Here is a 13,679-nt window from a genome sequence, read left to right as displayed (position 1 = left end):
GAACGACACGGGCAGGGCCGACACTGTGTCCCATGGTGTCGTTGTCGAGGTTCACTCGCGGTCGGGCGGGCACGCATCCGGTCGACCACATTCCCCCGCTGTCGGTGCTGGCTCCACTCGGCCTGCAGCACGTGCTCGCGATGTACGCGGGCGCGGTCGCCGTCCCTCTCATCGTCGGCAGCGCCCTGGTCGCCGCGGGGGAACTGCAGTCGAGCGACCTGCCGTACCTCATCACGGCCGACCTGTTCGTCGCCGGGATCGCGACACTGATCCAGGCGGTCGGGTTCTGGCGCTTCGGGGTACGACTACCGTTGATGCAGGGCTGCACCTTCGCCGCGGTGACACCGATGATCGCCATCGGCTCGCAGTACGGCGTCACCGCCATCTACGGTTCCGTGATCGCGTCCGGCGTGTTCATGATGGCGCTGGCGCCGGTGTTCGCGAAGCTGCTCCACCTGTTCCCGCCTCTGGTCACGGGCACGGTCATCCTGATCATCGGCCTGTCGCTGATGCCGGTGGCGGCCGGATGGTTCGGCGGCGGAACGGGATCCGAGGACTTCGGTGATCCGAAGTACATCGGGATGGGCGCACTCACGTTGCTGATCATCCTGCTGATCGAACGGTTTGCTCCCCCGGCCGCCAAGCGACTGAGCATCCTGCTCGGACTCGTCGCCGGCACCGTCATCGCGATCCCGCTGGGCATGACCGACTTCAGTGGTGTGCGGGAACAGGACTGGGTCGGCGTGACTACGCCCTTCCACTTCGGATTCCCGACGTTCGAGGTCAGCGCGATCATCACCATGTGCATCGTCGCGCTGGTCATCATGACCGAGACCACGGGCGACATCATCGCTGTCGGCGAGATCGTCGACAAGAAGGTTCCGCCTCGCCGTCTGGCCGACGGTCTGCGCGCCGACGGCCTGTCGACGATGCTCGGTGGCATCTTCAACACGTTCCCGTACACGGCGTTCGCGCAGAACGTGGGGCTGGTGGCGATCACGGGCGTCAAGACCCGCCATGTGGCCACGTTCGCCGGCGGCATCCTCATCCTGCTGGGGTTGCTGCCGAAACTCGGTGCCGTGGTGGAGGGTGTGCCGCTTCCCGTGCTCGGTGGCGCGGGCATCGCACTGTTCGGCATGGTGGCCGCGAGTGGCGTCCGCACGCTCGCGCAGGTGTCGTTCAACAACACGAACATCCTGGTGGTCGCCGTCGCGGTGGGCGTCGGACTGTTGCCCACGGTGTCGCCGGACCTCTACGACCGGTTCCCCGACTGGTTCCAGACCATCTTCCACTCCGGCATCAGCGCGGGTGCGCTGTGCGCGGTGGTCCTGAACATGCTGCTGAATTCGGAGTCGTTGCGCGACAAGCTGTCCACCGACACGGATCCGCCGGCCCACGACGCTGTGCGTGGACCGGCGCTCTGATCGATCCGTCGGTCAGGACGACGCTGCGCGGAGCTTCTCGAGCAGTGGCCCGGCGGCCTCGGCAAGGAAGCGCTCCTGGGTCTCGTCGCCGACCTGCACGAGTGCGATGTCGGTGAAACCGGCCTCCCAGTAGGGCGCCACCTTCTCGACGATCGCATCGAGATCCGGTCCGCAGGGGATGGTTCCGGCCACGTCCTCCGGCCGGACGAACTGTGTCGCACCCGCGAAGCCGGCCGTCGTCGGCAGGTCCGCGTTCACAGCCCACCCACCCGCGAACCAGCGGAACTGGTCGTGCGCGAGCTCGGTGGCCGCCTTCTCGTCCGGACCCCAGCAGATGGGGATCTGACCGACCTTCTTCGACTCCCGGTTCAGGCCCGTGCCGATGTGCCTGGCCTTGTCCCAGCCCTCGACCAGCTCGGACTTCGGCTCCGTCGAGATCATGTGGTCGCCGAGCGGCGCGAACCGTTCGATCGACTTCGACCCCGAGACCGCGATGCCGATCTCGAGCGGGTGTTCGGGGGTGTCCCACAGGCGCGCCGAGTCGACGCGGTAGTGCTCGCCCTGCCACGTGATCAGTTCACCCGACTGAAGTTGCCGGATGATCTTGACCGCTTCCTCGAACATGTCCTGACGCTTGTCCACCGAGGGCCAACCCTCGCCGACGACGTGCTCGTTCAGGTTCTCGCCGCTTCCCAGGCCCAGCGTGAAACGGCCGTCGGCGAGGATCTGCAGCGTTGCCGCCTTCTGCGCGACGATCGCCGGGTGGTACCTGATGATGGGGCAGGTCACGTACGTGTAGAGGCCGACTCGGGACGTCGCCTGCGCCACCGCGCCGAGCATCGTCCAGGCGTAGGACGCGTGTCCCTGTGACGACAACCAGGGTGAGTAGTGATCGCTGGACACCTCGAAGTCGAACCCGGCGTCCTCCGCCTTCACGGCGTAGTCGACGAGCTGCTTCGGTCCGCTCTGCTCGGTCATGAGGGTGTAGCCGAAACGTGTCATGGGCGTGGGTCCTCTCTAGATGGTCGCGACGGAACCGGAGTCGACGCGGTAGTTCGAGCCGTTGACGAAGCTGGCGCGCTCCGAGCACAGGAACGTGATCACCGACGCCACTTCCTCCGGGGTACCCCGTCGGCCGAGTTCCATGAACGGCCGGTCCTCCTTCAGGAAGCTCTCGATGGCCTCGTCGCGGTCGGTGCCACGCTCGTCGGCTCGCTTGTCCATCATCGCGTCCGTCATCGGGGTGTGGATGAAGGCCGGAGACACCGCGTTCACCAGGACACCCTCGGACGCATACGTCTTCGACAGTCCCTTGACCAGCGACAGGATGCCGGCCTTGGCCGCGCAATAGGGCAGCTCGTCGATGTAGGGCTGCTCCGCGTCCTCGGACGCGAGCAACACGATGCGTCCCCATCCGCCCGCGCGGAGTTCGGGAAGGAAGGCGCGCACGACGCGCACCGGCCCGAGAAGGTCGACCTCGATCGTCGTCGACCACCCGTCGTCGTCGATCTCGTGGAACATGCCCTGTGCGCCGGTGATGCCGGCGCTCTGCACCAGGATGTCCACGGTGCCGAGCGCCTCGACCGCCTTCGCGTGCATCGCCTCGACGTCGGCGGGCTTCGTCACGTCCGCGGCGAACGCCGTGACGGCACCCTCCGGTCCGGTGAGCTCGGCAGCGCCGGCGGCCAGCTTGTCCTGGTCCTTGTCCGTGACGAAGACCCGGACACCCTCGTCGAGCAGCATCTGCGCCGTGCACCACCCGATTCCCGAGTCCGCGCCGGTGACGACAGCAGTTCTGCCCGTGATTCCGAGGTCCATGTGGTCCTACTTTCCTGTGTTGGAGGTCGTGTGGTCGTGGCCGCTGGCGAGCGTGAGCGCAGCGTTGATGAGAGCGAGATGGGAGAGCCCCTGCGGGAAGTTGCCCAGAAAGGTCGACGGTTCGTCCTCCGCCGACCGGTCGGGATCGATCATCTCGGCGAAGAGGCCGACGTCGTTGCCGCTGGTGACCAGTCGATCCATGAGTGCGGTGGCCTCGGTGTCGCGGCCGAGCTTGGCGAGGGCGCCGACGACCCAGAACGAGCAGGCGACGAACGTACCCTCGACCATCTGCATGCCGGAGTAGCGGTAGAGGTGGTCGCCGGAACCGAGTTCGTCGCGCAGAGCGTCGACGGTCCTCGACATCCGCTCGTCGTCGACGCACCGACTGCCCGCGTGCAGCAACACGGAGGCGTCGAGTTCATCCGTGCCCGGGTACCAGACGTAGGCGCCGCGCGACTCGGACCAGCAGTTGTCGTCGATCCACTGGGCGATGTGGTCGCGCTCGGTCACCCACCTGTCCGCGATGCCGGGAATCATGCCCTGCTCGGAGAGGTGCACCGCGCGGTCGAGCGCGTGCCAGCAGCCCATCTTGGAGGATGTGTAGTGCCGGATCGTGGGCAGCTCCCACATCCCGGCGTCCTTGCGGCGCCAGATGTCACACGTCGTGTCGGCGATCTCCGCGAGAAGTCGACCGGTGGGCGCATCGAGTACGTTGCCCGCGTCGACGTAGAGGGACACGATGTCGAACAGGTCACCGAAGATCCCCTGCTGCAACTGAGTTGCCGCCTCGTTTCCGTTGATCACCGGACCGACGCCGCGCCACCCCGGCACGTCGGGATATGTCGAGCCGCCCGGGATCTCGCCGTTCAGGGTGTAGAACACCTGCGTGATCTGCTCGTTGCTGCGGATGATGCGCAGCAGCCACGCCACCGCGGCGTGGACCTCCTCGCGCAGACCGAAGCGGATCAGCGCCTTGATCGTGTACGCGGTGTCACGCACCCACGCGTAGCGGTAGTCCCAGTTCTTGGCACCGGCCCACCGCTCCGGCAGCGAGGTCGTCGCCGCTGCCGCGATGGCACCGGACGGGCTGTACAGCAGTAGCTTCAATGCGAGGGCGCTACGGTGCACCTCGTCGTGCCAGGGGCCCTCGTACCGGAACTCCTCGGACCACATCTGCCAGTTGGCTATCGTTCGGTCGATGCCCGAATCGACGTCCTCCGGCACCGGGAGATACAACGGTTCCACCTCGGTACCGACCACGGCCACGAGGGAGCGCGAACCGACCTCGGTGGTGAATCGACCACTGATGGAGCGAGATTCGAGCTCGATGTCGTCGGCATTGAGAGTACGCACGCCCAGAGTGACACCGTCGACGCGCAGCACCGTACCGTGCACCGTCTCGTACGACCACGGCGACGCCGTTCCCAGACACGTCCCCGGAGCGACGGACCACTCCATGTCGACACTGCCCTCGACGCCCTCGACGCGCCGTGCGAGCTCGGTCCACGGAAGGCGTCCCGCCACACCGGTGTTCAGTGAGTCCGTGACGTTCACGACGCCCGACTCGGTGGTGAACGTCGTGACCAGGACATTGGTGCCGTCGGCGTACCGACGCGTGGTCGTGAAGTCCTCCGCCGGGCACATCGAGATGTGGCCGCCGGACTCGGCGTCGAGCAGTGCCGCGAACACCGGCGCGGTGTCGAGATTGGGAACGGGAAACCAGTCGATGCGCCCGTCGTCCGCGATGAGCGCGACGGTGCGGCCGTCGCCGATCGCCGCGTAGTTCTCGATCGGTGCGTAGCCGTTCTCTCTCATTCGAGGCGCGCGATCATCGAACTGTCGATGTGCGCCAACAGGTCTGCAGGATCGTCGTACACCGCGGTGGCGCCGGCCTCGGTCAACTCGGCACTCGAGACGCCGCCACTGCGCACTCCGATACACGGGACGCCCGCTGTGACGGATGCCTTCACGTCCCACACGGAATCCCCGACGAAGACGGCGCGCTCGACACCGACGCCGGCACGGTCCAGCGCGATGTCGACGATGCGCGGCTCCGGCTTCGCCGTCTCGACGTCATCCGACGACGTCAACTCCGAGACGATCTCCTCGACCCCGAGAAGTCCGCGAAGGATCGCGAGTTCGTTCTCCGGTGCCGAGGTGGCCAGCACCACCTGCAGCCCGCGGTCTGCTACCGCGCCGAGCAGGTCGAGCGCACCGGGCAGCGGCGACAGCAGGGAGGACATCTCCTCGTAGTACTGCGTGTGTAGTTCCTTCGCGCGTTCCGCCGCGTCCTCGGGTGCGTCACCCGCCAACGACGAGAGCAGCTTCGCGCCGTCCATGCCGATCGAGCGGTGAATCCGCCACGAGTCCACAGCGATACCGGCGTCGGAGAAGGCACGAGCCCAGGCGTGGACATGGGCGTAGTTCGAATCGACGAGCGTGCCGTCGATGTCGAACAGAACGGCGGGAGAAGTCACCCTCCTCGACTACCCGGGGGTGGGGGACGACAAACGGCGGGAGGGCAGCGTCACGACCGGGTGGCCGCCTCCACCGGCACCGTCTCCCCCGTGAGCGTCCTCGGCGACCAGAGCCCGTCGGTCGTGGCAGCGGCGATGCCAGGTGGCGACAGCGCCACCGGAGTGAAGACGAGGGTGCTGCCGTCCGAACACGTGAAGGTGACCGCATCAGGACCGACGGAGCATTCGAGCCCGTCGGATGTCGTGATCGACGTGATGGGCCCCGCCCCGGAGAACACCGTGGCGGAGGCTGCAGCGGGAGTGGTGGTGGTGGTGGTCGGCGCCGGAGACGTCGTGGTCGTTGCGGCGGTGCTCGACGATGCAGGAATCGTCGTCGCGTCGGTCGGTGACACCACCGAGGACGCCGACGGCTGAGCGCTGGTCGTCGTGACCGGTGTCGTCGCGGCCGCTGTCGTCGCGGCCGCTGTCGTCGCGGCCGCTGTCGTCGTGACCGGTGTCGTCGTGACCGGTGTCGTCGTGACCGGTGTCGTCGCAGCCGGTGGTTCCGCTGCGGCTACTCGCGCAGATGCGGCGGTGATCGACACGGGCCCGGTCGGTCCGCCTCCGCACGCCGCGTCGACCAGCACCAGGGTGAACCTGATGTCGAGAAGGATGCCCCCGAGCAGTCCCAGCCTCAGGATCCGGCCGTTCTCCAGCACGAGGCTCGAGCGCGCAGACGACGAGTTGTCGACGACACTGCGAAGTGTTCCCGACACGCCAGGCACCACGACGGTGGACCCGCTCTGGGGGAAATCGAACGACACCGTGCCGCCCGCAGGCGGAATCGCGACGGCGTTTCCGCCTCGAACGGTGATCGAACCCCGAGGGTTCAGCGTCGTCACGTTTGCCGCACTCGGAGGGGTTGCCGTGTAGGTCGGCCCGGAGGTGGTCAGGTCACAGGATGCGGCCGATGTCACAGGCGACGGCACCGAGACCACGTCTGTCGACCCCAGGCCGAGAAGCGACAGCAGTGACGCGTACAGCGTGTAGGACGACAGAGTTGCGCGCGCGTTCACTCTCTGCGACGGGACCGTCGTGCACGGTGCCGGCGTGTTCGGCGCCCATCCGTAGGCCGCGCACGACGAGCCTTGAATCGGTGTTCCCGGAGCAGCGCCTCGCGAAGTCAGCTCGTTGGCCAACCCGAGTACCCCGGCGCTGCTGTACGGCCCGGCCGTGGTGCTGGTGACTGTTCCCGGAGCCGCTTGCGAACGCGTCGCTGCCGGTCCGGGCCACGGCGGGTTCGTTCCGCCCGCGAGCAGATCGAATGCGAGACCCGACGCTGAACCGACGCGTCCGATCTCCGCGTACGCGCTTCCGGCGCTGGGCCATGATCCGATCGACACGGTGGCCGCTGCGTGGTCCCGCCCCTGCCAGGCGGCAACGGTGCCATCCGTGTTCGAGACCACCGACACGACCGTCAGCACAGCAGCGATCAGGACCAGTGCCACCGAGCGCGGGCGGCTCACGGTACCGGCCGCTTCGGCGTTCTCGGCCAGAACATCGCCACGACGAGAGCCGCCATCGAGAGGGTCAGAAGCGCCAGAACCAGGGGACTAGAGAACCACACCACCACCTTCGCGAGGCCGGGCACCGACCACAGCACCTTGCGCACCTCGGTGACGTTGTATCCGGCCGGATCTTCGTACTCGTTGGCATCGCCCTTCAGCTCGAGGAACGTTGCGCCGTCGCGGCCGGGCGAGGTCTCGACCACACGGTGCGTGACAGGCAGCTCGCCGACCCGTGCGATCGTCACGACATCCCCGGGAACGACGGAGTCCGCAGGTACCTCCCGCACCACCGCGAGTGACCCCGTCGGCATCGTCGGTGCCATCGATCCCGTCTTGAACATGATCAACGAGATGTTCAGGGTGAACGACAGAACCACCAACACGATGCAGACGACACCGCCGAGCGCGAGAACGTTGAGAACGGCGTCACCCAGGCGGGAGAAGGCCGAACGACGCCGAGGGGGCGCTGCGTGACGAGTCGACATGGTGTGAGCACTTTCTGGTGGCGCGAAGGGGTGATCGGACACGTGGACTCAGGCGGTACCGAGGAAGGTCCACGTTGCCCGAAGGGTCGACGACGCGGCCCCGGCGGTCCACACCGCGAGGGTGTCGGGCAGCGTCATCCTGAAGCACAGAGGCACAACGGTTCCCGTGGTCGTCGGCGATCCTGCCGGGAGTACGACGGCCCCGCTCGCCGAATCGGCGGACAACGGGACACCGCCCGTGACCGAGCCGACGACGAACGATGCCGTCGAGGCGAACGAGGTGCTGTCACACGTGGGCGATCGAACGACTGCGTACTGCAACAACGATGCGAGGCCCGAGGGCACCGACGCCGTGCCGTCGACGGTCACGGCCACCGCCGGCGACCCGGCAACCGAACGCAACGAGATCGCGCCGTAGACCGACTGACCCGGGAGCAGCGGCGCAGCCGGAAGCAGAGAGAGCACGGCAGGCGCGGCCTCCGAGTGGGTCGCGAAGGGCGCCCCGAGCGTCGCCGACTCGAAGCCGAACGGTGTTGTGCTGAATGCCGATCCGCCCAGGACCCGGTCGGTCCACGACGCCGCGACGTCGGTGGCCGAGAGTGCCGCGACGGCGAGTCCTACGACCAGACCGATCACGGCACCGAGCCGAGCCCGTCGTCCGACGACGGCGTCGTGCGTCCGCGGTTCCGCCGCAGTGTGCCGAGATGGTGCGTGACGAGACATGGGGTGACGAGGAGCAGCCGATTACGGCGTCGGCACCACGGCCTCGGCCTGGAACTGCCAGGTGACCGAATTGGTGGTCTTACCGGCCGCCTGGTCCGCGCTCACGGTCGCAGGCAGGGTCACGGCGAAGCACAGAGGAAGAGCGGTGCCGGTCTTCGGCAGCGTGATGGCCTTGGAGGCGCTTCCCGTGCCGAGGGCACTGCCGACGGGGACGACACTCGCGCCTCCGGTGATCGTTCCGGCCGCGCAGTTCGCCGCGGTGACGCCGCTGACGACCTGATAGGTGAGAAGGGGTGTCAGCGCCCCAGTCGTCGGCGTGGCCCCTCGGAGGGTCACGGCCGCGTCGTATGCGCCGCCTGCACTGGTTCCCAAGCCGACGCGCAGGGCAACCGGCGCGTACACCGTCGTGCCGGGGCTCAGCGCGGAGAAGCCCGTCGTGTAGTTGAAAGTGCCCGCAGTCTCGGCGGTGTTGTATTCCTGCCACGCCCCACTGCCGGCGGCCGAGAAGTCACCCTGCACGTTCCAGTTCTCCGCTGTGAACTGCGCGGTGCCGAACACGTTGTCGCTCCATGCAGCCAATGTCACCGCCGCTCCGACGCCGAGAACCAGCCCACCCGCGAGGAGCGCTCTAACCTTGCGGCGACGGACATCGCGCTGGTCACGCTCTGTCTCGACGGTGAGATCGGTGGTCATGGCAGGTCCCCGTTTCGCTTCGACGAGCCATTACCGCAATGGCTGCGAGCGAACTGTAGATCTATTCTCGAAACCGCACATACCGAACGTTCTTCAATTTCCGCGAACCATTGATAGGTACTCGAGGTAACACAGACCGATCGGGGCGATACGACGAGGCCGTTCGATGAACCGGGCCGGGACGTGAGCCTGTCGGCGTTGCCACCGCCGCTTCGGTGCCCGAAGCAGCGAGCCGGCAGAGAATTCTGACCACACGTTTCAAACGTGATCTACATCACACACGGCAACGCCCGCCGAACCCGCTGAGGGTGCGACGGGCGGCGTCGAGAATCGGAGCGGATCAGACCTTCGCGGCCTCGTCGGCCGGGTCGTCCACCGCGCCGGCGCCGGTCGTGGGGGCGGTCTCGCCCTGTCCGGAGCGCACACCCTCCTCGACCTTCTTGCCGATCTCGGGGTCGACGTTGCTCCAGTACTGGAACACCCGCTGCAGCACAGGCTCGGTGACACCGTTGAGCGCGTGGCCGACGATGTTGCCCACGAGACGCTCGCGGGCGTCGTCGTCCATGATCTCGCGCACGAGAATGCCGGCCTGGACGAAGTCGCCGTCCTCGGGATGCTGCACGTACCCGGTGCGCACGAATCGGGGCTCGAAGTCCCAGGCACCGTCGTCGCCGTACGCGTTCGTGTCGGCGGCGGGACCACCGTACGAGTTCGGGGCGTACACGGGCGTCTCCGCGGAGTTGTAGTGGATGTTCATCGCACCCTCCTTGGAGTAGGAGTTGATCTCCGCCTTCGCCCGATTGACCGGCAGCTGCGCGTAATTGGTGCCGATGCGGTACCGGTGCGCGTCCGCGTAGCTGAAGATGCGTCCGAGCAACATCTTGTCCGGGCTCGCACCGATGCCCGGAACGAGGTTGGACGGCTCGAACGAGCTCTGCTCGATCTGGGCGTGGAAGTTCTCCGGGTTCTTGTTCAAGGTCATCGTGCCGACCTCGATCAACGGGTAGTCCTTCTGCGACCAGACCTTGGTCAGATCGAACGGGTTGTACCTGTACGTCTCGGCATCGTCGTACGGCATGATCTGCACCTTGACGGTCCAGCTCGGGAAGTCGCCGTTGCTGATCGATCCGAACAGGTCCTGACGATGATGATCGGGCGACGTGCCCGCCAGCTCGTCGGCCTTGTCCTGTGTCAGGTAGTCGATGCCCTGATCCGTCTTGAAGTGGAACTTGACCCACGACTTGGTGCCGTCGGCAGCGATGAACTGGTAGGTGTGCGAACCGAAACCGTCCATGTGGCGGAACGACTTCGGGATTCCGCGGTCACCCATCAGCCAGGTCACCTGGTGTGCCGACTCGGGCGACAGGGTCCAGAAGTCCCACTGCATGTTGTTGTCTCGGAGACCGGAGTCGGGCATGCGCTTCTGGCTGCGGATGAAGTCCTGGAACTTCAACGGATCGCGCACGAAGAACACCGGCGTGTTGTTGCCGACCATGTCCCAGTTGCCTTCGGTGGTGTAGAACTTCAGCGCGAAACCGCGGGGGTCGCGCCACGTGTCGGGGCTGCCCTGCTCGCCCGCGACGGTGGAGAAGCGCGCCAGCATCTCGGTCTTCGCGCCGGGCTGGAACACCGCCGCCCGCGTGTACTGCGAGATGTCACCGGTGACCTCGAACGTGCCGAAGGCGCCTGCACCCTTGGCGTGCACCACACGCTCCGGGACCCGCTCACGGTTGAACTGCGCCATCTTCTCGATGAGGTAGTGATCGTGCAGCAGGATCGGTCCCTGCGCACCCGCAGTGAGGGAGTGCTCGTCGCTGGGAACCGGGATACCGGCGTTGTTGGTCGTGGGCCTCGGCTGTGTCATGAGTCCAGTGCCTCCTGTTCGTGGCAAACGCGAAGCGTCGCGGTGTGACGCAGAACGTCCGTCGTACCCGCATACCCGGGCATCGACTCGCGCACACGCAGAATGTCGATCCGTTCCAGTATGACCCCTTTTCTGGAATCAGTCCAGTTACGTTCGTGGTGTCAGGGCGTCGGGTACAGGAGGGGCAGTCCCCGCTCCCCCACGCCCAACTCCTGGATCGACCACTCGCGGGGGTCGATCGCGTACTGGGAATGGTTGGTCGCCAACACCGACGTGCCGCGGAAGGCCAACGATGCGGGAGTGACGAGAGGCACCGCCAGCGCCGACCTCGCTTCGGGGGACGGGAGCGCGCCGACGACGCCACGTCCGGGCTCCACGATCTCGACGTCGTTGATGATCGGGTTCGCGACCGCCACGTAGACGCGGCCCGACTCCCCGATGGCGATGCCGTCACCCTGTGACGTCGTGGCGATCTCCTCGCGAGTACCCGGACCACCGTTCCCGTCGACGCCGAGGCGGAACAGCTTCCCGCGGAAGATCGACGGGTCCGCTGTCAGGGAGATCGTGACCACGAAGACGAGGCGGCCCTGCGCGTCGAACTGCATGCCGTTGACGCTGTACAGCGACACGAAATCTGGACTCTGGTACCAGATCCGAGCCTCACCGCCGCCGGCGGGCACCTTCCAGATGGTGGCCTGGTTCAGATCGCTCACGTACAGATTGCCCGCCGCGTCGAACACCGGGTAGTTGGGCCACGCGGGTCGATCGACAGGGCTCGGCTCGCACGGGACGATCCCCCGACCACAGGACGGCAGATCGGGGAACGTCGCGTAGACCGACTGGGCTCCCGATGCAGGATCGAGTCGTACCGCACGCGCACCCGACCAGTCGAGCGCGTACACCCGGCCCGCGCCGTCCAGCGCGATGCCGTTGACCCCGTGCTCGGCGTCCGGGGAATGCCCCACGAGATCGTAGGTGCCGATCAGTGCACCGGATCCGTCGTGATGCCAGACCGTTCCCGTCGATCGGGGCCGATTCGATCCCGTCCACACGCTGCCGTCGGACGGATCGACGGCGATGCCCTCCGGCTGTCCGGGCAGCGGAAGCTCGGAGAACGTTCGTGCGCCACCGGGCGCCGGCGACGGTTGTACGGCGGGATCCGCACTCCCCGTGGCACTCCCGAACACGGTCATGGCGGCCACTGCCACCACGGTGACCATGACTCTGGTCAGAGAGAACGTCGACACGTCAGGAGCCCCCCGGCACGAATTGCGCAGCACTGTGCTGCTCCGGTGGACACTACGGTCAGTCCGACCGTCCCCTCGTGTCCACTCGTCCAGGGCCGCGTAGCGGGCATTGTGCCAGGTCACACACATGTCGGAGATGGGGGATTCGTGTGGCACTCTTCGGTCGTCGAGATGGCAGCAGTTCTGGGGGGAATACAACAATGCACAGTCGTTCGAGCAGATCCGGTCTTCTGCGGCGGGCGGGACTCGTCGCCGCTGCGGCCGTCACCGCGGTCGCCTCCTTCACGGGCACCGCCTCGGCCGACCCGGGACCGGTGGCACCGTCGACCCTTCTCGGATCGATCAGCGACGGCCCCGGCCAGTTCCACGTCTTCCGCACGGTGGACAGCGGCAATCGGCCGACTGCCGAGGACACCGCGCGGTGCAACGCCCAGTACGGCGTTCCGGCCCAGTACCTCCTCGTCGAACGTCTCGACGCCCGTATGTACACGTTCCAGTCGGACCCCGCGTCCGGCGTGCTGACCGCCGAGACGGCGCGCAACGTCGGACCTATCTATGTGTGCGACGGGCTGGGGCTCGACGGAACCCAGATCCTCGACCAGTGGGGCACTCTCGACGCTCCCGGCCTCGGCCGTCTCGACATGCGCGGACCGTGCGGCTTCGAGCTCTACCCCGGATCGCCCGGACGCGGCGCCGTCGACTGCGTTCTCCGCATCCAGCCCAACGCGTCCGGTGTGAGCGCCGGTGTCGCCACCAGCAACTCGGTGGCCAACCCGTTGCGTCTGCCCGGTGGACGCACCGGATCGGTGTGGACGCTGTACTCGCTCGGCGAGGGCACCGCGCCCGTCGATTCGGCTCCGCCCGCCGGAATCCCGCAGCCGACGGGCCCGATCGCCTACAACGTGACACGCGAGGTGAACTCCCGATCGGTGGGATCGTCGCCGTCCTGTGCGGGAGGCGAGCGCACCACCGAACTGCACGCGGCGAGTGTGGATCCGGCCACGGGCGCGGCCTCGACCTCGCCCAGCGAGATCACGGCCGCGACGGCGCGTGTCTGCTACTCCCCGACGACGCAGCCCGAATTCGGTGCTGCCCTGACCGTCACGTACGACAACCTGCCCGGTGGCCCGCTGACGGTCGAGGGACGCGGTCAGTGCCGCCAGAACTCGCTGCCCGGCATCGCCGACGTGCAGCAGAGTTGCGGCCTCACCCTCCCGCCGAACCCCGCACGCGGACTGGCCGGCGGACAGGTGACCATCAACGGACTGGTGCCGGCCGGTGACCCGGCAGGGTCCGCCAACTCGGCGATCTGGACCACCTCGCTGCTGGGACCCATCTCCGGCAAGTGACCGAACGGGACAGGCCCCGATCTCCGCGAGGAGGTCGGGGCCTGTGTCGTCT

At 67.2% G+C, this 13,679-nt stretch carries 12 protein-coding genes; 2 read left to right on the top strand and 10 right to left on the bottom strand.

Annotated features, from left to right (window positions below; all coding sequences use genetic code 11):
* The first annotated feature begins 32 nt into the window (after window positions 1-32).
* Entirely contained in the window at window positions 33-1,424 is a 1,392-nt protein-coding gene (locus HQ314_RS16160) for a nucleobase:cation symporter-2 family protein (RefSeq protein ID WP_082544397.1), read from the top strand.
* 12 nt (window positions 1,425-1,436) lie between these two features.
* On the opposite strand, the gene HQ314_RS16155 is transcribed toward HQ314_RS16160, so the two are convergent.
* The 10 genes from HQ314_RS16155 to HQ314_RS16110 all read right to left on the bottom strand — a co-directional run bounded on the left by HQ314_RS16155 (window position 1,437) and on the right by HQ314_RS16110 (window position 12,278).
* Entirely contained in the window at window positions 1,437-2,426 is a 990-nt protein-coding gene (locus HQ314_RS16155) for an LLM class F420-dependent oxidoreductase (protein WP_222650602.1), read from the bottom strand.
* Between the two features lie 15 nt (window positions 2,427-2,441).
* Window positions 2,442-3,242: an SDR family NAD(P)-dependent oxidoreductase gene (locus tag HQ314_RS16150; protein ID WP_027506665.1), complete on the bottom strand. Its 801-nt coding sequence runs from the start codon at window positions 3,240-3,242 to the stop codon at window positions 2,442-2,444.
* A 6-nt stretch (window positions 3,243-3,248) separates the two neighbouring features.
* The gene (locus HQ314_RS16145; protein ID WP_222650601.1) at window positions 3,249-5,057 is read right to left on the bottom strand and encodes a glycoside hydrolase family 15 protein; all 1,809 of its coding nucleotides are present in this window, start codon (window positions 5,055-5,057) and stop codon (window positions 3,249-3,251) included.
* The gene (locus HQ314_RS16140) at window positions 5,054-5,719 is read right to left on the bottom strand and encodes an HAD family hydrolase (protein ID WP_222650600.1); all 666 of its coding nucleotides are present in this window, start codon (window positions 5,717-5,719) and stop codon (window positions 5,054-5,056) included. The genes HQ314_RS16145 and HQ314_RS16140 overlap by 4 nt, the downstream gene beginning before the upstream one ends.
* A gap of 50 nt (window positions 5,720-5,769) precedes the next feature.
* Window positions 5,770-7,224: a hypothetical protein gene (locus tag HQ314_RS16135; protein WP_222650599.1), complete on the bottom strand. Its 1,455-nt coding sequence runs from the start codon at window positions 7,222-7,224 to the stop codon at window positions 5,770-5,772.
* Complete coding sequence (locus tag HQ314_RS16130; RefSeq protein ID WP_222650598.1) at window positions 7,221-7,751, bottom strand: signal peptidase I; 531 nt, start codon at window positions 7,749-7,751, stop codon at window positions 7,221-7,223. The genes HQ314_RS16135 and HQ314_RS16130 overlap by 4 nt, the downstream gene beginning before the upstream one ends.
* A 48-nt stretch (window positions 7,752-7,799) precedes the next feature.
* On the bottom strand, window positions 7,800-8,387 hold the full coding sequence (locus HQ314_RS16125) for a hypothetical protein (protein WP_222650597.1): 588 nt from the start codon (window positions 8,385-8,387) through the stop codon (window positions 7,800-7,802).
* 108 nt (window positions 8,388-8,495) lie between these two features.
* Complete coding sequence (locus HQ314_RS16120) at window positions 8,496-9,167, bottom strand: SipW-dependent-type signal peptide-containing protein (protein WP_222650596.1); 672 nt, start codon at window positions 9,165-9,167, stop codon at window positions 8,496-8,498.
* A 340-nt stretch (window positions 9,168-9,507) separates the two neighbouring features.
* Window positions 9,508-11,031, bottom strand: coding sequence for a catalase (locus HQ314_RS16115; protein ID WP_222650595.1), 1,524 nt, complete (start codon window positions 11,029-11,031; stop codon window positions 9,508-9,510).
* Between the two features lie 161 nt (window positions 11,032-11,192).
* Window positions 11,193-12,278, bottom strand: coding sequence for an SMP-30/gluconolactonase/LRE family protein (locus HQ314_RS16110; protein WP_222650594.1), 1,086 nt, complete (start codon window positions 12,276-12,278; stop codon window positions 11,193-11,195).
* 200 nt (window positions 12,279-12,478) lie between these two features.
* Between HQ314_RS16110 and HQ314_RS16105 the strand changes: the two genes are divergently transcribed.
* A complete protein-coding gene (locus tag HQ314_RS16105) occupies window positions 12,479-13,627 on the top strand; it encodes a hypothetical protein (RefSeq protein ID WP_222650593.1) in 1,149 nt (382 codons plus the stop codon).
* Window positions 13,628-13,679: the final 52 nt, after the last annotated feature.

Origin of the sequence: Rhodococcus sp. BP-332 (assembly GCF_019836065.1) — a bacterium.
GTDB lineage: Bacteria > Actinomycetota > Actinomycetes > Mycobacteriales > Mycobacteriaceae > Rhodococcoides.
Note: the sequence above shows the minus strand (reverse complement) of the source record. Positions and strands in the feature narration are given on the sequence as shown.

Bases quoted from the DNA above. Each gene is read 5' to 3' on its own strand.
- HQ314_RS16160 (WP_082544397.1), top strand. From the start codon at position 33: ATGGTGTCGTTGTCGAGGTTCACTCGCGGTCGGGCGGGCACGCATCCG.
- HQ314_RS16155 (WP_222650602.1), bottom strand. From the start codon at position 2,426: ATGACACGTTTCGGCTACACCCTCATGACCGAGCAGAGCGGACCGAAG.
- HQ314_RS16150 (WP_027506665.1), bottom strand. From the start codon at position 3,242: ATGGACCTCGGAATCACGGGCAGAACTGCTGTCGTCACCGGCGCGGAC.
- HQ314_RS16145 (WP_222650601.1), bottom strand. From the start codon at position 5,057: ATGAGAGAGAACGGCTACGCACCGATCGAGAACTACGCGGCGATCGGC.
- HQ314_RS16130 (WP_222650598.1), bottom strand. From the start codon at position 7,751: ATGTCGACTCGTCACGCAGCGCCCCCTCGGCGTCGTTCGGCCTTCTCC.
- HQ314_RS16120 (WP_222650596.1), bottom strand. From the start codon at position 9,167: ATGACCACCGATCTCACCGTCGAGACAGAGCGTGACCAGCGCGATGTC.
- HQ314_RS16115 (WP_222650595.1), bottom strand. From the start codon at position 11,031: ATGACACAGCCGAGGCCCACGACCAACAACGCCGGTATCCCGGTTCCC.
- HQ314_RS16105 (WP_222650593.1), top strand. From the start codon at position 12,479: ATGCACAGTCGTTCGAGCAGATCCGGTCTTCTGCGGCGGGCGGGACTC.